At 62.1% G+C, this 25,387-nt stretch carries 26 protein-coding genes, 1 other RNA gene and 1 pseudogene; 9 read left to right on the top strand and 19 right to left on the bottom strand.

Translation table 11 applies throughout. The features are described from left to right. Positions 1–7: 7 nt before the first annotated feature. A complete protein-coding gene (locus ABQZ00_RS19110) occupies positions 8–1,039 on the top strand; it encodes a methionine synthase (RefSeq protein WP_323538474.1) in 1,032 nt (343 codons plus the stop codon). A 154-nt stretch (positions 1,040–1,193) separates the two neighbouring features. Here ABQZ00_RS19110 and ABQZ00_RS19105 read toward each other — a convergent pair. Further along, positions 1,194–1,361, bottom strand: a pseudogene (locus ABQZ00_RS19105) (porin); the annotation flags it as partial. 370 nt (positions 1,362–1,731) lie between these two features. On the opposite strand from ABQZ00_RS19105, the gene ABQZ00_RS19100 reads away from it, so the two are divergent. Next, the gene (locus ABQZ00_RS19100; protein WP_323538475.1) at positions 1,732–2,469 is read left to right on the top strand and encodes an SDR family oxidoreductase; all 738 of its coding nucleotides are present in this window, start codon (positions 1,732–1,734) and stop codon (positions 2,467–2,469) included. A gap of 94 nt (positions 2,470–2,563) precedes the next feature. Here the strand turns inward: ABQZ00_RS19100 and ABQZ00_RS19095 are convergent, their stop codons facing one another. Both ABQZ00_RS19095 and ABQZ00_RS19090 read right to left on the bottom strand, forming a co-directional pair. After that, positions 2,564–3,262 carry a helix-turn-helix transcriptional regulator gene (locus ABQZ00_RS19095; RefSeq protein ID WP_323538476.1) on the bottom strand — a complete coding sequence of 233 codons (699 nt, stop codon included), beginning with the start codon at positions 3,260–3,262 and terminating at the stop codon, positions 2,564–2,566. Between the two features lies 1 nt (position 3,263). Beyond that, the gene (locus ABQZ00_RS19090; protein ID WP_323538477.1) at positions 3,264–4,106 is read right to left on the bottom strand and encodes an NAD(P)-dependent alcohol dehydrogenase; all 843 of its coding nucleotides are present in this window, start codon (positions 4,104–4,106) and stop codon (positions 3,264–3,266) included. A 697-nt stretch (positions 4,107–4,803) separates the two neighbouring features. Between ABQZ00_RS19090 and ABQZ00_RS19085 the strand changes: the two genes are divergently transcribed. The 3 genes from ABQZ00_RS19085 to ABQZ00_RS19075 all read left to right on the top strand — a co-directional run bounded on the left by ABQZ00_RS19085 (position 4,804) and on the right by ABQZ00_RS19075 (position 7,475). After that, positions 4,804–5,397, top strand: coding sequence for a TetR/AcrR family transcriptional regulator (locus ABQZ00_RS19085; protein WP_238692082.1), 594 nt, complete (start codon positions 4,804–4,806; stop codon positions 5,395–5,397). A gap of 160 nt (positions 5,398–5,557) precedes the next feature. Beyond that, entirely contained in the window at positions 5,558–6,418 is an 861-nt protein-coding gene (locus ABQZ00_RS19080; protein ID WP_323538478.1) for an oxidoreductase, read from the top strand. Between the two features lie 58 nt (positions 6,419–6,476). Beyond that, complete coding sequence (locus tag ABQZ00_RS19075) at positions 6,477–7,475, top strand: NADP-dependent oxidoreductase (RefSeq protein ID WP_323538479.1); 999 nt, start codon at positions 6,477–6,479, stop codon at positions 7,473–7,475. A gap of 176 nt (positions 7,476–7,651) precedes the next feature. Here the strand turns inward: ABQZ00_RS19075 and ABQZ00_RS19070 are convergent, their stop codons facing one another. From ABQZ00_RS19070 to ABQZ00_RS19060, 3 genes are all read right to left on the bottom strand, one after another. Next, the gene (locus ABQZ00_RS19070; RefSeq protein ID WP_323538480.1) at positions 7,652–8,284 is read right to left on the bottom strand and encodes a dihydrofolate reductase family protein; all 633 of its coding nucleotides are present in this window, start codon (positions 8,282–8,284) and stop codon (positions 7,652–7,654) included. Positions 8,285–8,348: 64 nt separating this feature from the next. Further along, a non-coding RNA gene (locus ABQZ00_RS19065) (sX9 sRNA) lies at positions 8,349–8,426 on the bottom strand. A 613-nt stretch (positions 8,427–9,039) separates the two neighbouring features. Further along, on the bottom strand, positions 9,040–10,023 hold the full coding sequence (locus ABQZ00_RS19060; protein WP_115552686.1) for a quinone oxidoreductase family protein: 984 nt from the start codon (positions 10,021–10,023) through the stop codon (positions 9,040–9,042). A 29-nt stretch (positions 10,024–10,052) separates the two neighbouring features. Here ABQZ00_RS19060 and ABQZ00_RS19055 point away from each other — a divergent pair, with 29 nt between their 5' ends. Further along, positions 10,053–10,586, top strand: coding sequence for a winged helix-turn-helix transcriptional regulator (locus ABQZ00_RS19055; RefSeq protein WP_323538481.1), 534 nt, complete (start codon positions 10,053–10,055; stop codon positions 10,584–10,586). Positions 10,587–11,014: 428 nt separating this feature from the next. Here ABQZ00_RS19055 and ABQZ00_RS19050 read toward each other — a convergent pair whose 3' ends face one another. Together ABQZ00_RS19050 and ABQZ00_RS19045 are read right to left on the bottom strand one after the other, a co-directional pair. Then, positions 11,015–12,466 (bottom strand): OprO/OprP family phosphate-selective porin, encoded by a 1,452-nt coding sequence (locus ABQZ00_RS19050; protein ID WP_323538482.1) that lies wholly within the window; start codon positions 12,464–12,466, stop codon positions 11,015–11,017. Between the two features lie 1,170 nt (positions 12,467–13,636). Then, positions 13,637–14,527: an SDR family oxidoreductase gene (locus ABQZ00_RS19045; protein WP_323538483.1), complete on the bottom strand. Its 891-nt coding sequence runs from the start codon at positions 14,525–14,527 to the stop codon at positions 13,637–13,639. A 135-nt stretch (positions 14,528–14,662) separates the two neighbouring features. On the opposite strand from ABQZ00_RS19045, the gene ABQZ00_RS19040 reads away from it, so the two are divergent. The 3 genes from ABQZ00_RS19040 (at position 14,663) to ABQZ00_RS19030 (ending at position 18,181) form a co-directional block, all read left to right on the top strand. After that, positions 14,663–15,100: a winged helix-turn-helix transcriptional regulator gene (locus ABQZ00_RS19040; RefSeq protein WP_115515067.1), complete on the top strand. Its 438-nt coding sequence runs from the start codon at positions 14,663–14,665 to the stop codon at positions 15,098–15,100. 679 nt (positions 15,101–15,779) lie between these two features. Then, on the top strand, positions 15,780–16,100 hold the full coding sequence (locus tag ABQZ00_RS19035; RefSeq protein ID WP_323538484.1) for a hypothetical protein: 321 nt from the start codon (positions 15,780–15,782) through the stop codon (positions 16,098–16,100). Continuing rightward, positions 16,097–18,181 (top strand): methyl-accepting chemotaxis protein, encoded by a 2,085-nt coding sequence (locus ABQZ00_RS19030; protein WP_323538485.1) that lies wholly within the window; start codon positions 16,097–16,099, stop codon positions 18,179–18,181. The genes ABQZ00_RS19035 and ABQZ00_RS19030 overlap by 4 nt, the downstream gene beginning before the upstream one ends. A 106-nt stretch (positions 18,182–18,287) precedes the next feature. Here the strand turns inward: ABQZ00_RS19030 and ABQZ00_RS19025 are convergent, their stop codons facing one another. From ABQZ00_RS19025 to ABQZ00_RS18980, 11 genes are all read right to left on the bottom strand, one after another. Further along, positions 18,288–18,701, bottom strand: coding sequence for a DUF5655 domain-containing protein (locus ABQZ00_RS19025; protein WP_349775723.1), 414 nt, complete (start codon positions 18,699–18,701; stop codon positions 18,288–18,290). 140 nt (positions 18,702–18,841) lie between these two features. Further along, entirely contained in the window at positions 18,842–19,237 is a 396-nt protein-coding gene (locus ABQZ00_RS19020; protein ID WP_323538487.1) for a DUF1801 domain-containing protein, read from the bottom strand. A 999-nt stretch (positions 19,238–20,236) separates the two neighbouring features. Continuing rightward, entirely contained in the window at positions 20,237–20,623 is a 387-nt protein-coding gene (locus tag ABQZ00_RS19015) for a YfeK family protein (RefSeq protein ID WP_323538488.1), read from the bottom strand. Between the two features lie 246 nt (positions 20,624–20,869). Then, positions 20,870–21,661 carry a hypothetical protein gene (locus ABQZ00_RS19010; RefSeq protein WP_323538489.1) on the bottom strand — a complete coding sequence of 264 codons (792 nt, stop codon included), beginning with the start codon at positions 21,659–21,661 and terminating at the stop codon, positions 20,870–20,872. 468 nt (positions 21,662–22,129) lie between these two features. Next, a complete protein-coding gene (locus ABQZ00_RS19005) occupies positions 22,130–22,636 on the bottom strand; it encodes a GNAT family N-acetyltransferase (RefSeq protein WP_323538490.1) in 507 nt (168 codons plus the stop codon). Positions 22,637–22,689: 53 nt separating this feature from the next. Then, positions 22,690–22,779, bottom strand: a complete 90-nt coding sequence (locus ABQZ00_RS23900) for a hypothetical protein (RefSeq protein ID WP_115515073.1) — start codon at positions 22,777–22,779, stop codon at positions 22,690–22,692. A gap of 235 nt (positions 22,780–23,014) precedes the next feature. Beyond that, entirely contained in the window at positions 23,015–23,230 is a 216-nt protein-coding gene (locus ABQZ00_RS18995) for a DUF4287 domain-containing protein (RefSeq protein ID WP_115512835.1), read from the bottom strand. A gap of 359 nt (positions 23,231–23,589) precedes the next feature. Then, complete coding sequence (locus ABQZ00_RS23895) at positions 23,590–23,811, bottom strand: hypothetical protein (protein WP_055853448.1); 222 nt, start codon at positions 23,809–23,811, stop codon at positions 23,590–23,592. 293 nt (positions 23,812–24,104) lie between these two features. Next, complete coding sequence (locus tag ABQZ00_RS18990; protein ID WP_153066000.1) at positions 24,105–24,371, bottom strand: hypothetical protein; 267 nt, start codon at positions 24,369–24,371, stop codon at positions 24,105–24,107. A gap of 80 nt (positions 24,372–24,451) precedes the next feature. Beyond that, on the bottom strand, positions 24,452–24,769 hold the full coding sequence (locus ABQZ00_RS18985) for a ribonuclease E inhibitor RraB (RefSeq protein WP_115514496.1): 318 nt from the start codon (positions 24,767–24,769) through the stop codon (positions 24,452–24,454). Between the two features lie 69 nt (positions 24,770–24,838). Further along, positions 24,839–25,378, bottom strand: coding sequence for an NIF family HAD-type phosphatase (locus tag ABQZ00_RS18980; protein ID WP_323538491.1), 540 nt, complete (start codon positions 25,376–25,378; stop codon positions 24,839–24,841). Positions 25,379–25,387 lie beyond the last annotated feature (9 nt).

The following is a 25,387-nucleotide window of genomic DNA, read 5'->3' as shown; positions in this document are numbered from 1 at the left end:
GCCCATCATGAACAAGCTGCTCCCCACCTCCACCGCCGGTAGCCTGCCCAAGCCTTCCTGGCTCGCGCAGCCGGAGAAACTCTGGTCGCCCTGGAAGCTGCAGGACGAGGAACTGATCGAAGGCAAGCAGGACGCATTGCGCCTGTCGCTGCAGGAACAGCAGCACGCCGGCATCGATATCGTCAGCGACGGCGAACAGACCCGCCAACATTTCGTCACCACCTTCATCGAGCACCTCAGCGGCGTCGATTTCGAAAAGCGTGAGACCGTCAGGATTCGTAATCGCTATGACGCCAGCGTGCCGACCGTCGTGGGCGCGGTGAGCCGCCCCAAGCCTGTCTTCGTCGACGATGCAACGTTCTTGCGCCAGCAAACCCGGCAGCCGATCAAATGGGCGCTGCCCGGCCCCATGACGATGATCGATACCCTCTTTGATGCGCATTACAAAAGCCGCGAAAAGCTGGCATGGGAATTTGCCAAGATCCTCAACCAGGAAGCCCGGGAGCTCGAAGCTGCCGGCGTGGATATCATCCAGTTCGATGAGCCGGCCTTCAATGTCTTCTTCGACGAGGTCAACGACTGGGGTATTGCCACCCTCGAACGGGCGGTCGAAGGGCTCAAATGCGAAACCGCCGTCCATATCTGCTATGGCTACGGCATCAAGGCCAATACCGACTGGAAGCAGACCCTGGGGTCGGAGTGGCGTCAGTACGAAGAGTCGTTTCCCAAGCTGCAGACATCCACGATCGACATCGTCTCGCTGGAGTGCCACAACTCGCACGTGCCGATCGATCTGATCGAGCTCGTCCGCGGCAAGAAGGTGATGGTCGGCGCCATCGACGTGGCAAGCAACACGATCGAAACACCGCAGGAAGTGGCCGATACGCTGCGCAAGGCGCTCCGCTTTGTCGATGCCGAGAAGCTCTACCCTTCCACCAACTGCGGGATGGCGCCTCTCGCCCGACACATCGCGAGAGGCAAACTCACTGCCCTCAGTGCAGGCGCAGAGATCATTCGTGCAGAACTGGCGGCGCGGTAGCACGCTGGTGCTTGCGTGGATCGGCAGCCGACGCAGTGTGGCCAGGCGCGCTCCATCCTGCCGAAGCAACGGGTGACCGGTATCTGCGACGCAACAACATTGCGCCCCCGCACGCGTGGGCGCGATGGCTTTCACCGGGTTGCAGGACGCGGTCATTGATCTGCAACTGCAACCGCAGCAGTTCGCTTTCGACCACCGGAGACTGCACGGCGGTGACGTCGCTACGCTTGATCTTCGCGTAAGCGAACACCAGCTCCAGCGCGTCCATCTGTTGTCATGGCACAGCGGCTCCCACAGCGTCCAGGCGCAGGTGCGGCGCATTGGGGGCGACCACCTGGTCATTGCCTGCGACGTGCACGTCCACGCCGTCGGCCTGATTGTCGCGTGCCATCGCGACGTAGCCGGCCAGCGGAGCGCGCGCGGTGAGCGCAGCCGACACAGTGCCGACGCTGAACCTGCGTACGTCATTGCATCCCGCGCAATTGCCTGTGTTGCATGGCATCGCTACAGTGGCGGGGTCGAAAGAGTGCAGGCCGGATGGTAGCCCGGTCATCCATCCGATCCGGGTGGCAAGCTCTCCCGCTGAGGGTATCCGCGACACCGAGACCGGCATTGCCGGAACGAGGTGTGCCCGGTGATCTCTCACGACCCATCATCGGCGCGCCTCCACTGACCCTGGAAGGATATTGCGCATGCAACTCACCTCACACACCCTCTTGATCACCGGCGGTGCCACCGGCATTGGCTTTGCGCTCGCACGCGCGCTGGTGGAGCAGGGCAACACCGTCATCATCTGTGGGCGCAGCGCCGCGGCGTTACGCCAGGCCAAGGACACGCTGCCAGCATTGATCACCCAGGTCTGCGACATCACCGACACGGCGAGTCGTCGTGCACTGGTGGACTGGTTGCAGGCACAGCACCCGCACTGCAACGTGCTGATCAACAATGCCGGTGTGCAACAGCATCGCGATTTCACCGGCACCGATGCTGTGGCCCATCTCGATCAGGAAATTGCCATCAACCTGACCGCGCCGATCCATCTGATTGCCGAGCTGCTGCCGTTGCTGCAGCAGCAACAGTACGCGGCCATCATTAACATCACTTCGGGGCTGGCGTTCTCGCCGATGGCCGATGTGCCGGTGTATTGCGCCAGCAAGGCGGCGCTGCACTCCTTCACCCTGAGCCTGCGTCACCAGTTGAAAGGCAGTACCGTGCGCGTGATCGAGATCGCTCCGCCAATTGTCGATACCGGGCTAGGTGGCGGCACCCGCAGTGCAGGGACCGCAGCGCGCAACATGATGTCTGCCGAGCAGTTTGCGCAAGAGGCCATTGCCCAGCTGGAAGCCGGCAAGGACGAGGTGCTGATCGGCATTTCGGCCGACACCCGTCGCTTGGGTGAAGCCTTGTTCGAGCGGATGAATCACCGCTAGGTTGTTGGGTGACGTCACTGGTGGTTGTTGCACAACGCCACCAGCGACGTCTTGGCGACGATGGCGATCGGCGTAGCCGCTGCAGGTCAAGCGCTCAGCAATCGCTCTGCTTACATGGACTGCCAGCGCTAGTCCGCCATTGCTTCACCAGTTGGCGGCGATTGCGTTGATACTGCTCCTGCAGATAATCGATCCTGTCGATAGAGTCTGCGTGGAAGATGCGGAAATCGCCGCACGCTTCGCACCACGCGGCGATATGCCACCGTGCGTCGACCAGGCCCAGCATGATCGGCCAGATCGTACGCTCCGAGATCACCCCGGTCTTGCTCGTATAGCCGATCTGCAACTTGCGTTGCGCATGCAGCGCCTTGCGGATTTTTCCAAGGTCGACGATCGCTTCTGGCCGCCGTGCCCGGCTGATGTACAGCACGTTGTCGTCCAGTGCCAGGCGCACCTCCTGCGAGATCACCCCGTCGAGTTTTGCCAGTGCGTTCTGCACTGCCTGCGTCATTGCATCGTCGCTCTGGCTGCTGACCCACTGCGCGCCGGTGACCAGCGCGCGGATTTCTTCCTCGGTGAAGGAGAGCGGCGGAAGCACAAAGCCTGGTCTCAGGATGTAGCCCACGCCCGCTTCGCCTTCGACATCGGCACCCATCGCCTGCAGGGTCGCAATGTCGCGCCGGATCGTGCGCAACGAGACGCCAAGCTCTTGTGCGAGCGTGCTGCCGGACACGGTTCCCCGGTGTCGACGCAACACTTGCAAGAGATCGAACAGGCGCTGGCTACGCGACATGTCAGTCCATTCTGACCAGGCCCTTGCCCGGACGTTTCTGGCCGGATTCAAGGGTATTCATCAAGCCGATGGCACCTTCCAGCGGAACGATCTCGCCGATCGGCAGGCCGAAGGTTCCCGCTTCCGCAGCGCTGGCGAGATAAGCCAGGATGGCACTGGACGGCTTGCCGATCACCAGCTTGAAGCGGCGGTCCACCACGGCGCGGACGAACTTTCCCAGGTCGGGTTCCAGATCCAGGAAGCTGCCGCGCTTGTCGCGTAACAATGCCAATCCCGCAGCAGCTTTCATGACGGCCGAGGTGTCGAAGATCACGTCGAAGCGCTCATGGATGTCTTCCGGTCGGGTCACCCTGTAATCGTAGACCTGTTTCAGGCCCAGCGATCTGGCTCGCTCCATCGACCCCGCGCTACAACTCCCGGACACGGTTGCACCCAAGAGCTGCGCCAGCTGCACCGCCGCTTCGCCCACCGCGCCGGCGCAGCCGTTGACGAACACATGCTGGCCTTTCTTCAGCGCCGCCTTGTCGACCAGACCATTCCACGCGGTGACCCCGGGCGTGCCCAGGCACGCAGCGTTTTCATAGGGGACGTTATCGGGTTTCTTGACCAGGCTCTCTTCGGTGGTGATCACCGCTTCGCCCAATGCGCCGCACTCCTTGAAGCGCGCCAGGCCGAATACCGCATCGCCGGGCTTGAAGCGGGTGACGCCTTCGCCCACCGCGAGCACCACGCCCGACAGATCCATGCCCATCGCACGCGGAAAGGTCCGCCCGGTCACGATCTTCATGACGCCGTTGCGCATCTTCCAGTCGACCGGATTGATCGCGGCGTACTTCACCTTCACTGCGACCTAGCCTTTTGCCGGCGCAGCAAGCGTGAACTCGGCCAGCTGCATGACGTCCTGGCCACCATAGCGGTTGTATTGAAGGCGCTTCATTGGCGCAGTGCTCCGGTGGCGGCGGCACGTGTGGATGTGACCTTGCAGGAGAGAAGCGCCTGTCGTCGGTCGACTGGGTTGCCGGTATGGGCGGCAGCCCCTGTGCGGCGGCCAACAAAAGACCGGCCAGCGCTGCGGAACACAAACGTGACCGGACGCGAGGGCATCAGTGTGGGCGCGTGGGCATCGAGCGCGCTTGGAGCTGCAGGGTCGGTCGGGCGGGAGCGGGTGAAGATGGTCACCAGGACATTCCTCGGAGTGGGCGCCCAGTCTAGGAAGCGGTGGTGACAGATTTTGTCACCATGCTTTTCGCCAGATCGTGGATGCGCAACCGCCGTCGCCAGCGCCGGCATCGGGTGACTTCACGGCATGCCCGCGCAGCCCGACCGGCGTGAACCGACCTCGCCATCCGGTCTGTCAGACAGCCGCGCGTGCTGCCAGGCCAGCGCTCCATCGAAGCGTGCGACTGCCACTCCCGTTCCCTTGTCCGTGCAGTCGCGGTGCCGCTGGGCCCTGAAAGCGGGCGGTGCCCCTTGGTCTACCGCTCGTCGGACAGCCGCCGGTGCGGCTTCCATCGCGACCGATCTTATGTATGATGACCATCATGAAAAAGACCTCGCCACGCTCCCGCGCATCGTCAGGCCGCAAGGCCGATAGCCATGCACGCATCGTCGAAGTCGCTGCGCGCGCGATCCGGCGCACCGGCTACGACGGCACCGGCGTGGCCGACATCATGAAAGAGGCCGGCCTGACCCACGGCGGCTTCTACGCGCATTTCTCTTCGCGCGATGCGCTGCTTGCCGAGGCCGCCGACCATGCCGGCGCGCAGACGGTGGCCAACTCTGCGCAGATCGCTGCCGCCGTGCCGCCGGAGCAGGCGGCGCAGGCACTGATGCGGGCGTATCTGTCCGATGGGCACGTCAAAAACGTCGAATCCGGCTGCCCGATCGCCGCGCTGGGTTCGGAGATGCCGCGTCAGGCACCGGCGGTGCGCCAGGTAGCGACGCGTCGCATCAAGGAAATGATCGACCTGGCCGCGCGCCAATCGCCGGACTGGGGAACGCCGCAGGCGCATGCGCGTGCGCTGGTGACCGTCTGCGCCATGGCCGGCACCTTGATGCTGGCGCGTGCGGTGGACGACCCCGCATTGTCGGCCGCGATGCGTGAGGCGGCACTCGAGCACTTCGGCGCAGCCTGAGCAAAACGCTCGGGTTGATCGTTGTTCAAAAATATGATGTTCGTAATATTTTAGACGTACAGATCGCAGTCCGCCGCAGCCGCGGCTCTCCACCACCACCGCGTGCGACGGCAGCCCCTCAATGGCTTGCCGGCACCCATCACTCGAGACAGAGACACCCATGAACAGCAAGATCGCACTCGTCACCGGAGCCTCCTCCGGTATCGGCGAAGCCACCGCCGTCCACCTGGCCAAGGCCGGCTACACCGTCTATGGCACCAGCCGCCGCGGTGGCCGCTCCAGCACGCCCGGCGTGCAGATGCTGTCGCTGGATGTCACCAACGACGAGTCGGTGGCCACCGCCATCGATACCTTGCTGCGCAAGGAAGGCCGCCTGGACCTGTTGGTCAACAATGCCGGCTTCAGCGTTGCACCGGCCGCGGCAGAGGAGAGCTCCATCGCGCAGGCGCAGTCGGTGTTCGACACCAACTTCTTCGGCACCGTGCGTATGAGCAATGCGGTGATCGGCCAGATGCGCAAGCAAGGCAGCGGGCGCATCCTCAACATCGGCTCGGTGCTGGGGCTGGTGCCGATTCCGTATACGGCGATGTATGTGGCCAGCAAGCACGCCGTCGAGGGGTACAGCGAATCGCTGGATCACGAATTGCGCGATTGGGGCATCCGAGTGTCGGTGATCGAGCCGGCCTACACCAGGACGCCGTTCGACGCCAATTCGCTGCAGCCGGATGCTCCGCTGGAGATCTATCGGGACATGCGCGCGCATCTGGCCGCACACGTCGCACAGGTGATGCAAAAGGCCGATGCGCCCAGCGTGGTGGCCGAGGTGGTGCTCAAGGCAGCGCAGGATCCGCAACCGAAGGTGCGCTACACCGCCGGCAAGGTGGCCAAGCAGATGAGCCTGCTGCGTCGCCTGTTGCCCAACCGCATGCTCGGCAATGCGCTGCGCAAGGAACTCAAGCTGGATCAGGTTGCATCGCCAGCCCGCGCCAACGGCTCGGCTGCTGCCGGAGCACGCGCATGATGCACACGATTGATCGCACCGATGCCAAGATCTGGGCACGCGCCTGCGGGGAACACGCATGAAAGCCGTCATTGTCGACCAGTACAAGAAACATGGCCTGGTGCGCATCGGCGAGATGCCGATGCCGCAGCTGCGCCCCAACGATGTGTTGATCAAGGTCAGCGCCGCCAGCCTGAACCCGCTGGATGCCAAGGTGCGCGATGGCGAATTCAAGATGCTGCTGCCGTTCAAGACGCCCTTCGTGCTGGGTAACGATGTGGCCGGCGTGGTGACGCAGGTCGGCACCGCAGTGCGCGACTTCGCAGTTGGCGATGCGGTGTTCGCCAAGATCGAACCCGGCCGCATCGGCACCTTGGCCGAGTTCGTGGCGATCGATGCAGCGGTGGTCGCGCACAAGCCGGCCAGCCTGAGCATGGAGCAGGCCGCATCGTTTCCGCTGGTCGGCCTGACCGCCTGGCAGGCGCTGGTAGAAACCGCCGCGCTCAAACCTGGTCAGAAGGTGTTGATCCATGCCGGCTCCGGCGGTGTGGGTACCATCGCGATCCAGCTGGCCAAGCATCTGGGAGCGTACGTGGCAGCCACCACCAGCACTGCCAATGTGGAGCTGGTCAAATCGTTGGGTGCCGATCTGGTGATCGACTACAAGCGGCAGGACTTCCAGGCGCTGGTGCGCGATTACGATGTGGTGCTGCACAGCCTGGATACGCCGACGCTGCTCAAGTCGCTGCAACTGCTCAAGCCCGGCGGTGTATTGATTTCGCTGACCGGCCCGCCGACGCCGGCATTCGCGCAGCAACTTGGGCTGGCGTTTCCGCTCAAGCTGGTAATGCGCCTGCTCAGCCGCAAGGTGCGCGCGCAGGCCAGGCAGCGGCAGGTGTCGTACACCTTCTTGTTCATGCGCGGCGATGGTCCGCAGCTGCGCACGTTGGCAGGTTTGCTCGACAGCGGCGTACTGCGCCCGGTGATCGATACGGTGTATCCGCTCGCACGTGCGCAAGAAGCGCTCGCGCAGGTGGACAGCGGCCGCGTCAAAGGCAAGGTCGTGGTCACGCTGTAGCAGCGGCGATCGCGTGGGGCTGCCTTATCGGTGACAGCGTAAGGTCGTGCTTCGAAAACGATAACGGGGTGGGCAGGGTGCCCACCCCGTTTGCGTCTGCGCTATGTGCGGAGTGAGCGTTTGCAATAAGAGGGGCTTTGGCGCCTCGCACCTAAGTGTATGAGCCAGGCCTCAGCTCACTGCCGCACATAGCGCAGGTGCGTGGCCGCAGGCCCATCAAGAACCCTGTCGATACGAAATTGTGTCGCGGGCTCGCCAAGGTGTTCGAACAGACGTCGTCCGCCGCCGAATAAGACCGGTGCCAACGCAATCTCCAGCTCGTCGACAACGCCCAAGCTCAGATACTGCTGGATCAGATCCGCTCCACCGGCAATCCGAATATCACGGCTGCCAGCGGATTCGCGAGCCAGTTCCAGCGCATGTTCCGGCCCGTCGTTGATGAAGTGGAAGGTCGTTCCGCCGGGGCGCACCCAGGGCTCGCGTTTCTCGTGGGTCAGCACGTAGACCGGTGTGTGGAACGGAGCCTCCTCTGGCCAGGCAACCTCGCCTTGATCGAACATCCGCTTGCCCATGATGTTGGCGCCGATGCGTGCGAAGGTGCTGCGGACCAGGTCGTTGACCGGGCCGGTGTCACCACTCGATGCGAGTTTGAGCACGTTCTCGCGGAAGTACTGTGTTGTGATCAGCCAACCCATCATCGCGCCCCACTTGGCTCCCCAATTTTTGTGCTCGGGGTCGTCCATGGTCATCCCTTCCGGCGCCATGTAGCCATCAAGGCTAAGGCCGATGCTGACGAATACCTTGCTCATGATTTCACCTGTGGCGCGTCTGAGGGCAGCAGAACATCCGAATTCATCTCGACCCGCTAAGAGCGCCTAACAAAACGTAGCGAGCAGCCGTCAGGTGGGTGTGGACGGCGCGCTCAGGAACCGGAGTGTACGCGTGGTACACGCCGCACCGAGCATCGGCCGCGCCCACCTGGCGGTGAGCACAGTCCTTTTGTTTGCTGCTCTTAGTTGCGTCTGCTTGCACGCATTGTTAGTCCCCACCATGCGCAGTCTTCGCCTGATACAGCGCTGATGCAACCACATCTGCAGGCCAATGGTCTTTTCCGTTACGGAAGATAGAAACCACCAGAAACGCGATGCGTCGTACTCCAACGCCTGCGCATGTCGGCGGGTTGCCAACCGCTCCATGCCTGCGTCCTTGTGGCGTGCTGCACGGTGTCGTTACCCGCGCCTTAGGGGGCTAACCGCAAACGAGGTGCTGGCGCTGATGCCGAGTGCGCCGGGTGTGGCCGGCCGCAGCGCAACGATCCAGCACTGGCCGTCGCACCATCGCGCGGTGCGGCATGCAGACGCGCATTTTGAAACGCGCAACGTGCAACACCCGCAGTGACCGCCGATTCGATGGCCGCTGCGGGTGTTGTGTGGTGTGACCAGCAGTGATGCCGTGCATGCCTTCAAAGCCATCCAATCTCGCGATGGGTTTGAGCCCGGTTGCGGGCCTCACCACGCAACCCGGTGCATGGCGCTCGCCGACGCGGTCGTTTTGTCTGTCGCGGTTACTCGGCCCAGGGCTCCAGCACTACCTTGCCGGTGGTCTGGCGACTTTCCAGCAATTGGTGCGCCTGCGCGGCCTGCGCCAGCGGCAACACCGTGCCGATTTGCGGAGCGAGTTTGCCGGTCATGATGAAGCCCATGATCTCGCCCAGCACCTCCTGCAGCAGTCCGGGCTGGGCCTGGTAGCCGCCGATGTAGAAGCTGGTCAGCGTGTGGTTCTTCAGCGTGAGCTGCCAGGGGTCGATCAATGCAGTCTTGCCGCTGGACTGGCCCAGAAACACCATGCGCCCGAACGGTGCCAATGCCGCGAGGCCTTCACCCACACTGTCGCCGCCGGCACTTTCCAGGATCACATCCACGCCGCGTCCATCGGTCAGTGCCAGCACCTGCTCGGACCAGCCGGGTGCGGTGTAGTCCACCGAGGCATCGGCGCCCAGGCGTTCGGCCAGTGCGCGTTTTTCCGGCGAGCTGGCCGCAGCGATCACTTTGCCGGCGCCATAGAGTTTGGCCAGTTGCACCGCGAACGAACCCACACCGCCGGCCGCCGCTTCGATCAATATCGTCTCGCCCGGTGCCAGCCGCGCGGCTTGCCGCAACGCGATACCGGCAGTGAGCCCGTGCGCGACCACTGCGGCGGCCTGCACCGCGCTCACGCCCGGCGGCAACGGCACCACCAACGCGGCGGGGAAGGCGATGTATTGCGCATAGCCGCCCACGCCCGGCGTGGCCAGCACGGCCATGCCCACCTCCAGCCCGGTGACGCCTTCGCCGAGCGCGGCGATCGTACCGGCCACCTCGATCCCGAGGGTGTACGGCAGTGGCGATGCCTCGATGTAATCGCCGCGCCGACGCATGACGTCGGCAAAGTTCAGGCCGACCGCTTCGATCTTGATCAGCACTTCGCCATTGCCGGGCTGCGGCTGCGGAACTTCTTCATAGACCAGCACGTCGGTGCCGCCGTGCTGGTGAAACCGTACTGCCTTCATGATGCATGCTCGCTGGGTCAGGGGGCCGAATGGCCGGAGACGCCTGCCGCAACCAGAGTGCCGGCAGGAGATGTTGTCCCGGGGAGAGGCTGTGCAGCCGGTCGTCGCGGGATGCATCACAAGGTATATTCTATAAACCTGATGTCAATCAGGCACCACTTATCCACCAGGTATCCCACGAGACACTTGCAATGAACACAGCGATGCTGCAACCCGCTTTCAAATTCGATTGCCCAGGCCGTGAGACGTTGGAGCAACTGGCAGACAAATGGTCGGTGATGGTGCTGGCCTGCCTGCTGGTGACGCCGCTGCGTTTCAACGCCATCAAGCGCAATCTCGAAGGCGTTTCGCAAAAAGCCTTGACCCAGTGCCTGCGCCGGCTGGAGCGCAACGGCATCATCGTGCGCACGGTCATCGTGCGCTCGCCGATTGCAGTGGAATACCGCATCACTCCGCTCGGCCTGCGTCTGAAAGAACCAATCCAATTACTGTGCGCCTGGACGCTGGATAACCAGCATGCGATCGAGCAAGCGCGTGAGGCATTCGACCGCGAAGCAGCGTAGGCGTTGGTACGGAGACAGGCGACAGGACGCGCTTGCGTTGCGATGTGCACCTCAGTGGCAGACAGTCACCTGCGGTTCTGGACGACCGGGCATCGCAGCGCATGCAATGGCGCACGATCCGCGCTTGCACCAGCCTGGCAGGCACGGACAACTGCAAGGCAATGCAGTGCTTACACCATGTCATCGACATGTCGCTGCCGCACAAAGGGTCGCACAGCGCGATGTCTTGACGTGCAACAACCGCCACTGCCCTCAACGTTGTGCAGGCATCGCATTGCAGGGGCGTACCAGCACATCTGCACCACAACACGCAGCGTCGTTATGCAAACGCCCCGCACAGGGCGGGGCGTTTGCAGTCGTAGCACCGCAGCGTTGCATCACGCCCACTGCTGCGGTGGTGCGCGCGGCGTGGCCGCGAATGGCGTGACTCAGTAGTTGACCTGCAACTGCAAGCGCAGCAGATCGCCTTCCACCACCGGATACGGCGCCGTGGTGACGTCGGTGCGCTTCATCTTCGAATACGCAAACACCAGTTCCAGCGCGTCCATCGGCTGCCATTCGACACCGGCTTCCACTTCGTCCAGACGCATGCGCGGCGCATTGGTGTCGAACTTGGAGCCGCCGCGGTAGGTCTGCCATTTCAGGTACGGCAGCAAGGTGCCGTAGTTGAAGTCGTGCTTGAACATCGCCTGCACATACCCGCCGCTCAGCGAGCGGGTGCGGATGCGGCGCTGCGCCACATCCAGCTCCGGGCCGCGACCCACCGTCCACTCGGCCTGCAAGCCGAACGGCTGCGGGTAATAGATGACGTGCGCGGCAACGCGCTGGTCGGTATAGCCGTTGGGGTCGGTGATGGCGGGAGTGAAACTGCGGCCGCCGATATTCACCGCCGCCGCCGTCGGCACGAACTTGCCGGCGTAGGCATCGGCGCCCACTTCCAGATACTGGCCGTTGGCGAATTTGAACGGGTAGGTGGCGTGCACCACCGCATGCATGCCGTCGTTACGCTCGGCGCGGTTGGCGCCCTGGCCGTTGTACACGCCCGCGCCCAGCACGCCGTAATCGCCCGAGCCCTTCAGACCGGATTTGACCAGGTCCTGGAAGCGGCCCTTGGCGACGGTGGGGCTGTAGTAAAACACCGCACCGATATCGCGTTCGTCGCGCAGGCCGGAGTTGAGCGCGTCGGCGCGATCCAGGGTGAGGCGGTTCTGGCTGGACTGCAGGTTTTCCCAGCCGTACGGCATCTTCGACTGACCCACACGCACGCGGTACTCGCGCTTCTTGTCGAAGAAGATATCGGCGTAGGCATCGCGCAGCTGCGCAAAGTTGGAGGTGGTCGAACCAGTCGGGGTACTGGCGAAATCCGGCTGGAAATACAGCGACACGTGCTCGTTGAGATCGCCGCTCAGCACCAGGCGCGCACGCCGGATGCCCAGGCTCTGGTCGTTGCCGATGAAGCGATCGCCCGGCGCACGCAGGTCCTGCGCATCGCCGCCAATGCCCTGGTTGTAGCGGATCTGGGTGTAGCCACGCAGGCTCAGCTTGTCGTACCACTTCTTGCCGACATCGCCGGCCTTGGCCGTTGCGGCGGCTGGCGCCGGTGCAGGGGCGGCCTGTGCGATGGCAGTGTCGGCCGGCACGGTTGCGCCAGGTGCCGGAGGCAGCGTCTGTGCCGGCGCGGCAGGCATCGCCGAGGCGGGCAGCTTGCCGTTTTCGTCCACCTGCACAAAGGTGCCCAGCTTGTCGCGCCCGGGTGCCGGCTCGGCAAAGATCTGCTTGGTCTTGCGGTCGACGTATAACTCCAGCTCGGCGGCCAGCGTGCTGCCGCTGGCGGTCGCGCTGAGGGCGCACAGGACGGTGGCGAGATTGCGTTTTTTCATGGATCCGGCTCGGCAAGGGAAACTGGGCGGCGGTGGCGTGGCCGGTCGAAGCGCCCTCGCATAGGGCGCGTGCGGCCGGACGCCGGGCACCGTCATGGCGCTCCGCACTGCTGCCGTAGCAGCGATGGGGTGCAGTTATATTTAGGTTTGATGTCAGTTTGGTGACATCCGGGCCGTTATCCGACTGGCGACTGTGTCAACCGCGTGTCCGGTAGATGTCAGTCCGGCGACGCGAGCTGTGTCGAGAAGCGGTGGCGGCCCTGCTATGGCGGGAGTCCTGGCGGCCGTAACGTCTGCACTGATCCTTGCGTGGCCCACCCGCCTGAGCAGGCGCTGCGTGCAGCGATACGCCTGGCACGCACGTTGACCGTGACGGTCGAACAGTCGAACAGTCGAACAGTCGGCCAGATTGAGGAATGCGCTCTTCGAACGGGGCTGGTGGCACCTCGCCAGTAAGAGCGGCGAACAAAATCGAACGAGAGCCTGTCAGCGAGTGCAGGGTCGAATGCGCGGTGCCCTCACCGCTCGCGGGACACGCCGTGAACCCGTCCCTGGGGGCTCGGTGGCGGCATCCGTGCCGCCAACGGTCCCGCAATCGGCGAGGACACCGCGCCAGACAGTGCGATGGCTGTTTTGTTGAAAGCCATGCGCTCCACAGGTCCTTGCCCGCCCACCGTCGCGGGAACTTGCGCGGCATGGATGACGCGTAAGCGCTGACAACGACGTTCTTGCAGCGTGTCCTGCGATGGTGGGCGGGCAAGGGCCCTGCAGCCAGGCAGCAGATCAGCTGGTCAGCAGTAGACTGGCCTGATGTCGTTTTATTAGCTGCTCTAAGTCGCCAGGATCGCTGGGCCGCGTTACGGTCGCCCCTCACGCAGGAATCCGCTGGCGCCAGGCGACCGCGCCGCCCCAGAGGCCCGATTGCGGATGAGCAAGCGGCCGATCGCAGCGCTGAAAAATGCAGGGTTTAACTCGCGAGAGACATCTGCAAAGCGACGCCACGCCCGGCCAGGGCTATCGCCGTGCGCAGCCAGTCCGCACCGAGCGCGTCATCTGCAGCGCACTGGCACAGGCCAAAAAAAAACGCCACACCCGACGGGCATGGCGTTGCTTGGCTTCACCGGCCGCCACACGCATTGCTGCGTCTCGCGGCCGGCCCGGCCCCCTGGCTCAGGCTGCCGGCTGTGCCGCCGCCAGCGCTGCCGCCACGGTCTCGCGCCATGGCGTGGTGGGGCGGCCGATCAAACGACTCAGGGTGTGGCTGTCGTCGAACAGGCTGCCGCCGCGCGAGGACGCCGAGCACTGCGCCAGCACCTGCGCAAAGCCGGCCGGCACGCCCACCTGCACCAGCGCCGCAGCGTAGTCGGCTTCCGGGAGGTCGTGGTACACCACCGGCTTGCCCGCCAGCTGCGACAGCTCGGCTGCGTACTCGGCCATCGTGAAGGCGGTATCGCCCGCCAGCTCATAGACCTGCCCGGCCTGCGACGCATCCGATGCCAGGACCGCTGCCGCCGCCGCCGCATAGTCGGCACGTGTGGCGGTGCTGAGCTTGCCCTCGCCCGAGCTGCCCATCGCCCCGCCGTGCGCCACTTCGGCCGCGATCGAGCCAGTGTAGTTCTCGGTGTACCAGCCGTTGCGCAGCAGCACGTGCGGCACGCCGCTCTCGCGCAGCAGCGCCTCGGTGACCACATGTTCTTCGGCCAGCGACAGCGTGCTGGTGTCCGCACGCAGGATGCTGGTGTAGGCGAGCAACTCCACCCCGGCGCGCTTGGCCGCGTCGATCACATTGCGGTGCTGCTCCACGCGTGCGCCCACCGCGTTGGACGACACCAGCAACACCCGGCCGACGCCCGCAAAGGCCAGGTCCAGGCTGTGCGGGTCGGCGTAGTCGGCCTGACGCACCGTGATGTCGCGTTTTGCGAACTCGGCAAGTGACGCAGTATCACGGGCCGTTGCTACGATGCGGCTGGCAGGCACATGTTCCAGAAGCGCGTCGACGACCAGTGCACCTAGCTGTCCGCTGGCGCCGGTAACAAGAATCAGGGGGGAGGCATGTGCCATGTGGAGCTCCAATAGGTTTAGAGAAGAGGTTTGGTCTAGTATCTAGACCTTGTGGTCAGCGAGCCTATTGTCAGGACCGCCCGGTCCTTCGCAAGGAGGCAGTTTTACTCCCCCTGGTTACTGTGAGATACCCCCGTGAATGCGATTGCCTTGTTCCCACCGCCGCCCTCTCTGGAAGGCCCCTTCGATGCCACCAAGTGCCCCGTGCGCGATGTGCTCGATCAGATCGGCGACAAGTGGACCTTGCTGATCCTGTTGACGCTGATCCCCGGCCCGTCCCGCTTCAGCGCCATCCAGCGCGCCGTGCCGGACATCTCCAAGCGGATGCTGACCCAGACCCTGCGCAACCTTGAGCGCAACGGCATGATCACCCGCAAGGTCTACGCCACCAAGCCGCCCAGCGTGGAATACGCACTGTCCAAGCTCGGCGTCGCCCTGCTCGGCCCGGTCTCGCAACTGCTCAACTGGGCAGGCGAAAACCATGCCGGCATCCGCGCCGCACGCGAGCGCTTCGATCGCGCCCAACAGCCGCTGCCCGCCTTGGATGCCGACGAAGCGATGGCGCATGCATAGGCGGGCTGACCCGCGCTGACGGCCGGGGAGGTGCCCTGGCGTGGAAATGATCGTAGTCACCACGCGCGTGGCTGCGTGGCTGCGTGGCTGTGCGGTTGGCGCAGGTAGTCCGCCGGCTGCTCCGATTGCCTGCCGTGTTGCCCACCGCTGACGTCCGGGGGCGCACGGCAGGCGGTCTGCGGTGTTGCGCCGATGCGCTCACGGCCGCCGAGCTGGAGTAATCCGGCAAGTCGCGGAGGCGTGGCGATGCCACCGCGCCCGTCTCGGCGGCGTTGACGACCTGCTGCGGGCAGCTGCAAGAGTGTGAACGGGTGCTCACAAAATCGCGTTTCAGCTAAATGCCTGATCGCCACGGCATGGGCAGATGCGGTGGCAAACGCTTGCAGCGCAACGGCCAAGCGCCCGCCTATCGCTGCCATCGTAAACTTCAATCGCAAGCTGGCTCAAGCGCACGCAGGCGCGTCCGATAAGGGCTCACCTTATTTCGCGAAGCCACTCCTCTATGCCTGTGTTCGGCAGCCTGTCTTGTGCATCGCGACGTACCCTGGGCATCGCCCTGCTCGCACTATGGTGCGGCTGGATTGCCGTGGCCTGGACAACTCCGCGCGCGCAAGCCGGTGATCTGAGCAGTGCTTGGGCACAGGTCCAGGCGGGCCTACCGGCCGCCCAACCAGCGCCAATGTTGATCGGCGTCGTCGGCGCCTGCGCCTGCACCGATCTCGCATCAGATCGCGCCTGGGCCATGCTCAGCGCCGCCGTGCGCGCCCGCGGCGGTCATGTGCGGCTACTGGACAGCCCGGCACTGCAGGGCAGCGGTTACGCCGTGTGGTTGCTCGGCGCCGATGGTCAGCCGCGCTATGCCGGTCCTGCAGACGGTGGCGCGGTGTGCGGCACTGCGGGTGCGGCGGCGTGGTCGCGTTGGCTGCCTGAAGTTCTAAACCGCGCGGCAAGTGCCGCAGTGGTGTCCCCCTGTCCGTGTGCCGTGGAGTCGCTGTCATGATGGAACTGTCCGCATCGGCGCCGCCGACCTCCAACTACGCCACGCGTCTGGCCATCAAGGCCGACCGGCTGTTCCTATGGTTGGCGGTGCTGCAGAGTGCCGGCTCGCTGGTCCTGGCCTGGAGCCAGGGCCAATGGACCACCTTTCTTGCCGTCACTCTGCCCAGCCTGCTGCTGATGGCCTGGCAGGTGCATGCAAACCCAGGCACGCGCCTGACCCGGATTACCAACGCGCTGGTGCTGATGGCTCTGGTCGCCGCCACCATCCAGCAAGCGCATGGTCTGGTGGAAATGCACTTCGGCGTGTTCGTGATCCTGGCGTTGTTGCTGTATTACCGCGACTGGCTACCGGTGGTGGTCGCCGCCGGCGCCATCGCCGTGCACCATCTTGCGTTCTACTGGCTGCAATCGCGCGGGATGCCGGTGCAGGCCTTCACTGTGGGCAGCGGCTTCGGCATCGTGCTGTTGCACGCTGGCTACGTGATCGTGGAAACCGCCTTCGTCTGCGTGATGGCTATCCAATTGCGGCGTCAGGTCGATGCGTTGGATCACGAGGCCGACGCATTGGCGGAACTGGCCGACACCCTGGCGACCGGTGCCACCTTGCCGCCGGCGATCATGCAGCAGACCTTCCGCAGCGGGTCGCTGGCGCAAGCGCTGGTGCGGATGAGCGTGCAGGTGGAAGAACGCATCGCGCAGCAACAGCAATTACTGCTGGAAAACCGCCGCATCCGTCTGGCATTGGACGCCTCGGCGATGGCGGTGGCCATCGTCGACGGGCAGGGCGCTGCCATCTACCGCAATCAGTCGTTCCAGCAACTGAGCACGCACGTCGATGCCGATGTGCTGGAGACCGCGTTGGCCGATGCAGTGCAGCTGGGGCATGCCACCGGCACCAGCAGAACGCGCGCCCTCGCTGCGCTGCAGCTGCAGGAAAACATCACGCCGGTGCACGATCATGACGGTAGTTCGCTGGGCGTGGTGGTGGAGTGGCAGGACCGCACCCAGGACCTGATGCTGGAAGAGCAGCTGGCAACCGTCATCGCACAGGCCACGCGCGGCGAACTGGGCGCGCGCCTGCACGGGCATGCCAACGGCGGCACGCTCGGCCAGCTGGCCGACGGCGTCAACCGCTTCCTCACCATCACCGACGACAGCCTGCAGGACATGCGACAGATGCTGGGGGCGATGTCGCGCGGCGATCTGTCGCAACGCATCGATCGCCCGTGCGAAGGCGTGTTCGAGCAGATGAAGCGCGATGCCAATGCCACCGCCGATGAACTGGCCCGCATCATTGCGCAGATCCGCAGCTCAAGCAGCGCGATCAATCATGCGGCCGGCCACATCCTCACCCGCAACGATGCGTTGGAGCAGCAAGTGCAGCGTCAGTCGGCTACGTTGGGCCACACCGCTACCCAGATGCAGGCAGTGCTCGGCACCATGCAGCAACACACCGCCCAGGCAGCGGATGCGGACAAACTCACTGCCGCTGCTTCGGAGGCTGCACGCAGTGGCGGCGACACCATGCAACAGGCGATGGGTACCATGCAGCAGATGGAGCAAGCATCGCGTCGCATCCAGGACATCATCTCGGTGATCGACGGCCTTGCGTTCCAGACCAATATCCTGGCCTTGAACGCCGCAGTCGAAGCCGCGCGCGCTGGCGATGAAGGCCGCGGTTTTGCAGTGGTGGCCAGCGAAGTGCGCGCGCTGGCGCTTCGCTCGTCCACCGCCGCCAGCCAGATCAAGACGCTGATCGGCGAGTCGGTCACGCACATGCAGGCAGGCGTGCAGCAGGTGCGCCACGCTGGCGAAGGCATGCAGCACATCGTGACCACCATCGGTCAGGTCAGCAGCACGCTCAGCAAGATTGCCATCGCCTCGCAACAGGAAGCCGGCAGCATTGCGCAGGTGCATCACACCCTTAACGACGTGGATACCGACATGCGCGACGGCGTCGCCCGCATGAAGGACGCCAGTGCTGCCGCACGCGCGATGGGCGATCACGCCGCGCAGCTGGAAGATGCGGTGAGTGCGTTTGTTGCCGACGCATTCGATGACTGCGCCAAACGCGCGGCTTGAAGCGAACGATCCAGCCCGGCACCGTCGTCGGTGTCGTGCTGCAGTAGGGTCGAGCAAGCGCCGATAAGTCACGCAGACTTGCAAGTGGGTTGGCTTCACGGGATTTCTAGAGTGCGCGCGAAGCAATCGAATGCTCATACGCCTCGTGCAAAAACGTTTTTATGGCTTCAAGATCGGCCCGTGTGTAGAGCTTCACAATCTGCGTCACCTGCTTTCCATCTGTCACTGATTTAATGAACATCGCGTTGTCCACCCGTCGCCCAAGGTGGACAGCAAGGCGTATCGCGTCTGTCATGATGGTGGCGTCCGCAAAAACCTTGCAGCTGCGGAAGAGGACATACCGCTCCCGCGTGACACACTCCACTGCTCCAAGCGCGGTCATGAACGTCTCCAGCGCGGTATACAGCTCCACCAGATCGGCTGGCCTGCCGCGCAAGACCTCGCGTCGATCGCCTGTTCCGCACGCGTGGCGCTGATTCGTTCGAGTGAACTGGCGATTGCAGTTGGGGCATGCCCACATGCGCGTCATCACCGGTGATTCACTGAATGAAGAGCGCTAATACAACGTAGCGAGCAGTCGTCAATGTGCGAGTAGCACATGCCGATTCCAAGCACTGGCCGCGCGTACTTGGCGGCTGCACAGTCCTTTTGTTCGCCGCTCTAAACATGCGTGATCCATTGCCGAATGATCGCAAGCAATGCGTCATGCTTGAGTGCCAGATCCGCGGCCCCGGCAAAACTGAGGGAGGCGCGGTCTGTTCCGTGCCACGTCAATAGCCCTGCCGGATCAGCGATAGCGTCTGCTGGAACCTTCCGTCCGGGTTTGGCGCCCAGATGAAAAATAAGCTGCACCGCGGTTGTTGCGCGCAAATGCATGGTGGCAAAGTGCTCGGTGGTGCGAAAGCTGGGTGCATTCCATTTGATCTCCTCCGAGATTGTCGGGTCCGCACTCAGCAAGAGTTGCCTGATCGCAACAATTTCCCGCTTGAGCGGATGGTCGAGTGCATCAATGAAGGACTGCACAGACATTGCTGGCTTGCGCTTCTTGTCCGTCACCGTGCGCTCTCCCTTGAATCGCCCCAGGCAGATATCCGAAGCGGACTCGGCTTGAATGCGTTGTTAGACCGCTGTATCACTCGCGTCGACGCTTGTTGGGGAAGCCAACAAGGGACTCAATAGCATGTTCTAGAACCACCTGTAGCCCCTCGTTCAAAGCAGCCTGATCTGTAGCGAACCGGTCCCCGACGGCAGCGTTTTTTTGAATGGCTTACCAGCTGCAGGCATCCAATCCTTTTCTTTTCTACGATAGATCGCGAAGCGAGCCGCCCGCGCATTGTCCGGATCGATTGATAAAGCGAGGACATTACCTCTGGAGTTCATCCTCCATCATCATCTCAGTCCGGGCTACGTTTCACTGAGTCGCCAAATGTCTGAATAAGGCCGACCCGCGACGCCGATTCGGCTTGACCGACTGGTGGACACTCATGCTGTCCGCCTTCCGTCGAGTTGATCCAGTCATAACTGACGTTCTGCGGTCACCGACCCAGGTCCGTATCAAGCGCCTCGCAGCATGCCACCAAGTCGTCAGCGTTCGATGTGTATCTCGGGCAAGTCAGCAGCCAACTACAGATCATTCGGCGTGATCTGCAACACGTCATCGGCAGCGCTTACAACGGGACTGTGTGCAGCATCAATGCCTGCTGCGGAGGCGCGTTGATAGCGGAGACTCGCACTCCACCGGCCACCTAGCGTTCGCTGAAAAAGTGCATCACCTGTTGGTGTGCCAGGCAATCGACGCGTCGTGGCCCCGTTCAGGGGTCAAACAGGCGGCCCTATGCCGCAAGCCCGCCGGCAACACTGCGTGAGCGATCCACTGCATGTTGATCAGTCGATCAAACGCGGACGGGTGGTTTAGAGCAGTTAACAAAACCACCGTACAGCCGCCAGGCGGACGCGACCGGTGCTCGGTGCGGCTTGGGCCATGCCTACACCTAGGTTCTGAGCACGCCGTGCACACCCACCTGACAGCTGCTCGCTAGCTTTCGTCAGCCGCTTTTAGCCGGACGCGGCTTCGTTGTTCGAGGGTCGCTTACGTAACTCCCGTAGCTTGCCGATGAACCATGACTGGCTCGATACCGGCGCGGCGTTCCCGCAACGCACCTGATACGGCTTGCCCGACATGCTGCTCTTGGTCGCGGCGAGTTCGATGAAAGACTCGGTAGACGTGACCAATGCCTTTTTCTGCAGGTACTCATACTTGCGCTGCAGGTGTTCGCTGGCTTTCGGCGCTGCATACCACGACCCGTTGCGGGAAAATTCGCAGTTGGATTGTTCAAGTGCTTTGAAAAGCTGTCCCACCTCACGTGTGGTGGTCGGCGAAACACCTTGTGCAGAAGCAGAGGCACACAGCAGTAGTGCAACAAGAAGAAATTTAGTGTTCATGACCGCATGGTAACGCAGGACGCCACCTTGTTAGCCGGTAGAACAGCCGATGCAAGCGAGGGTTGTCCACCGTCAATCAAGAGCTCGGCCCACTTCATGGTGCAAGACGGTCGGAAGCGTCGGTCTTGCAAGATAGCGCGGGTATCGGAATGGCATGGCGTGCACTGTGCGCAAGCATCACTGCGCGCCACTGCATCGCGTCCGGCTAACCGCATCAATCCAGCCTGCGTGCATCAAGGGCGAACGCTAGGCATCTGCCGGGACATAGCGCAGCAGCGTGGAGCCATCAAAATAATTTCCGTAGTACTCGCTCTCCCGCAAGCCGGGGTTCGCTCTGAAATCGATGTATGGCATGGAGCAATGCGGGCAGCGGAAAGGGTTGAGGTAGCTATAGCTCGACCCGTCGGGTGCCAGAGGCAACGCGCTTTCCAGCGCACCAAGTGCGTCAGTATCGGGCTCGGACAGCGCTGCTGGGCTGCCAGGCAGATGGCTGTCGACCGTCATGGTGTACGCGCCAGATGCCGAGTAGAAGTAGCCTGCGTTGCTAAATCCGGCGTGATAGGAGCGGATCAGGAATGAACGCCGGCAGTGGTCGCACACACAGGACAGCACCACATTGCCACTGGTGACCGTACCGCCATAGTGCAGCCCGCGCGCAAACAGCCCCTTGCCTGCAAGCGCGGAGTTGCTGACCTCTGCGCCCGGCAAAAAGAACGGCTGAAACCTGATCCCGGATGCCTTGCCGGTCGCAAACGCATCCGCAGCGAGCTGCTGGTCCTCGGAAATGACGCAATCCACCTGGCATCCCAGATTGGCATGGACGCGCACGGAGAAGTGGAACCATCCAGATGCACTACCGAGCTCATACGTGCGCACGTCCCCTGCCGAATCCACACATTCCAGAACGCTGCCAAACTTCAACTGCACCGAAGGCGTCATTTCGCTAGGGAGATCTTGTTCTGTCACGCGACACAACTCTTTTCCATCTGCTCGAACGATCAACAACGGTGTGGTTTTTTTCTTGAAGATGGAGAACATGCGTTCCTTGACGATAACGTGTGAGTGGCGGTGCAGGGCGCCGAGTGCAAGCGTGATAGAGCGGCGCGCAGACACAAGGCGCTAACCATGCCTGACGCGGCATCGTCTTGCCAGCCTGTCACGGAGCAGGCGACGCGCTCGCGGTCGCCGCCCATTCGCGTCGAAGTGGATGCTTGTTGCTTGACTTCGGCGCAAAGATGCAAGTAACGAAGCACGCAGGCGTACGCCGGCCCGGCAGAACGCATTTGGCGAGGCACGCCGCAGGAGCCGACACCGTTGAACCGCGCACTGCGGAGTCTGTGAGCCACGCGCACAAGAGCGGCGCCTCGATGAAAGCAACTGCAGTTCCGCCACAGCCAGTTGTCTTCTCGATTGCATCGCTACGCATCGTGCAAACTCACCCCGTGTGCAACGTCGATGTGCAGGTGACCCGAAGATGGCACCACACCGATCTGCCCAACGGGCTGGCTAGACGAATCCTCGGGCATCCTCTGCATGCAGAGGCCTGTGCATGACATAGACATCCACGAGCCCCAGTCGGCGATGGCGAAACGCCTGTGGCAAAGTACCGACGATGGCGAACCCCAGCTTCTTGTAGAGCTCCACAGCTGGCGCGTTGCTGCTCAACACATAGTTGAATTGCATGGCTAAATAGCCGGCATCTTTTGCCTGCGTCAGACTGTGTTGGACAAGCGCACGTCCAACCCCAAGGCCTTGCGCCTCAGGATCCACCAGATAGGTGGCAGTGGCCACATGAGACCCAAGCCCGGGATAATTGGCCCCAAACTTATACATGCCCAACACAGCGGCATCAGTGACAGCGACGTAAGACCTCTGCGATGCGAACCAATGCGACTGAAACGTGGAAAGATCGAAGTCAGCAGCGAATGGAAGTGCATCACCCGCTGAAACAACTGCCCTGAAGATGCTCCACATCGAAGCGAGATCGGACGCGTTTGCTTGTCGAATGCGCATGATGAATCGTGGATCCTACTGATTGAATGAAGCCGGCCGGCGAAGCGGCATTGCTAACCCCCAACCAGCATCTCGTCGTGACGTGGCGGACGTGCATGAAGGAGATCTTTCTTTCGGCAAGCACCGAACTCTCTGTAGTTCAACCAGCCCTGGCTAAGGCTGATGTGCCTATTTCAGCCAACCCGGACCTAATCAGCATCTTCGTCACCCTGGCCATCGTCCTTCCAGAGACACGCAGCGCAGTTGTCAAAACCACCACGCTCGATAAATTGTTTACCCGCAGCAGGGACGCCGAAGGGGAAGATCTGCCATCTCTACCACCTGACCTAATGCTGGAGTGAGTTAGCACCGCAAAGAACTGTTGGCTTCGGTAAACGCTTAGAGATCGCGCTGGGCCTTGTGGTAGGCCACAAGGGCATTCGCATGGCCGTGGCCAATCTTATGTTCGGTCTTGAGGAAAGCCACCTGCTCCATATGCTTTTTGTCTTTTACGGAGTCAAGCAAATTGAACCAATGCGCAACCGGCTTCCCGTAGCTCTTCTCGATGGAGGGGAAGTACGAAGCTGGTCCCTTGACCTTCGTTTCCGTAGTCACAAACGGTTCTCGCTATTGAAGAAGTAGGGAGGTCAGGATAACTGGCTTGGCTTGCACCTGCTTGTCCAGCAACACGACGTCGGACAAGTGGCGATCAGAGCATCGCCTATAGGTCAAAAAGATATAAGTGCCTCATCAAGCGGGCCCAGCTAGGAGGATTTCAGGCGCGCTAAGGTGCGCTTCGATCCATCACTAGGTTGCTCCCGCCCGTGCTGCGGACGACAAGAAACACAACAGCCAACAGCACCGCTAGTACCAGTAGGTAAGTAAGCCTGTATCGGGTGACTCGAGACATTGCCTGTGAGGCTTAAAGCATTAATTAAGCCGCGCCGCGAAGCGGCGTCGGCTTGAATGAATAGTTAGCCGCCTGGCCGCATCACCGGGCAAGCCCCCACTAGCGCGTTCGACACGAGAACATTCATGGGGTCTTTCCAGACATCTTTGTTGGTCAGCAGATACTTATCAACAACGTCTCGCAATGCCTCGCTGCTCATTTCAGAAGTACATGCATGAACCTTCTGCACCTCTTCCTTAGAGGCTCCGTAGAATCCAGAGCTCAGCAGCCCGTCTACAACGCCCATTACATAGGCTGATCGAGTGGCAGGTGACTGTGTCACATACGTCTCGCCTTTCAAGTACCCATCATAGACGTGCACCGACTGCGCAGAACTAGTCGAGGCAGCTAACAACAGACCAGCAAATAATCCAAATCGCATAACCAAATCTCCTAGGGGCTAACGCCTGAATTAAGCCGACTGGCGAAGCCAGTTCGGCTTGAATGAATTGTTATCCGACAAGCTCGCATGGCAAGGTCAGCGGCACCAGGAACGAAACTTTGCTGCTGCCGGACTGCTCGCTGCTTGACTGTCCGCTGCTACCAAGTGAAGGGTGCGACGAACACACCCGCGCCACCTTTTGTGCCCGAAACGTCCTTAGTTGTGATCGACACCTCAAACTCAACGAACTGCACCGCATCACCGCCCGCAAGCGTGAAACCATGTCTGGCGAGCTGGTCAGCCATTGGGTCAAGGAACGGATTGACGCGTGCCCCGGCATTGAGCGCATCGACCTTGGCACGAGCATCAACAACTCCGCCCACAATCTGGACCAAGGTCTCGGAAATGAAATCTTTCAGCTCCACGTGATGCTCCATCGCCGGCTAACGCCTGAGTCAAGCCGAGTTGCGAAGCAACTTCGGCTTGAATGAGTTGTTAGGCCGCATTAGTGCATGACTCCCCAGGACTCACATATGCCGCCAAATGGCTGCATTGTTGAGCTGGTGCGGCGCTGAACGGAAATGACTCCTGCGTAGGTGACGGGTCCAATGACTTGGAAGAGAACATACCCATCTCCGTCCTCATCTGGCTCGATCACCTCAATGCCGCCGTACTGAGAACGAAGTACCTCAAGTGCCAATGGAGCAGGAGGCCAAGACCCAAAGTCCACGTTGTAATCAACTGCATAGGGTTTGGAGAAATCGAAGCCATCGGCTTCAAGGCGCCGAAAAACATCCCCATCTGCATCATCTGGCCAGCTCATTGAAATCTCCATACGGCTTAACGCCTGAATTAAGCCGACACGCGAAGCGGGTTCGGTTTGAATGAATTGTTAGGGCTCACTAGCGAATTTGCGCCAGAAGCGCTTTTCAATCTTTCTGACATTTGATGCCTTTGCGAGCGTGGGCAAGTACTCGCCTAGCCGGAACAGTTCCTGGTCCGCTAGATCACCAAAAAACGGCTTCACCCTGACGAGGTTTCCGTAGTGTTTGGCCAGTTTGGCGGGAGTGTCATCTACCATCAGCACCTGTTCAAGCCGATAACCCCGGCGCTTTATCTTGCCAAGATTCTTTGTCCACTCATAGTCTTGATGCTCTGGATCAAAGCGCATCGTGCAGCGCTCGCGGGACCATATGAACTTGAGGTCGATGTCAGGTGGGAAGATTGCCGCGACAACCGGCACCGCATAAAGACGAGTAGAAGAAGTCCAAACCGCTAGGTCAAAGTGCGAACTTACCGTAGACAGGAACGAGTTAAGGCCCGGTCGCCTGTACACAGCGTACGGTCCAACCTCAAAGTCGGGATCACGATCCAGGCAACCTTCGGTTGCATGGATGAGTGTCTCGTCGAGATCTAGAATCAAGAGTGTCATGCAGTGCTG

This window comes from Xanthomonas sp. WHRI 10204 (assembly GCF_040202875.1).
Taxonomy (GTDB): domain Bacteria; phylum Pseudomonadota; class Gammaproteobacteria; order Xanthomonadales; family Xanthomonadaceae; genus Xanthomonas.
The sequence above is the reverse complement of the archived record's forward strand: the minus strand, read 5'-3'. Positions and strand labels throughout refer to the sequence as shown.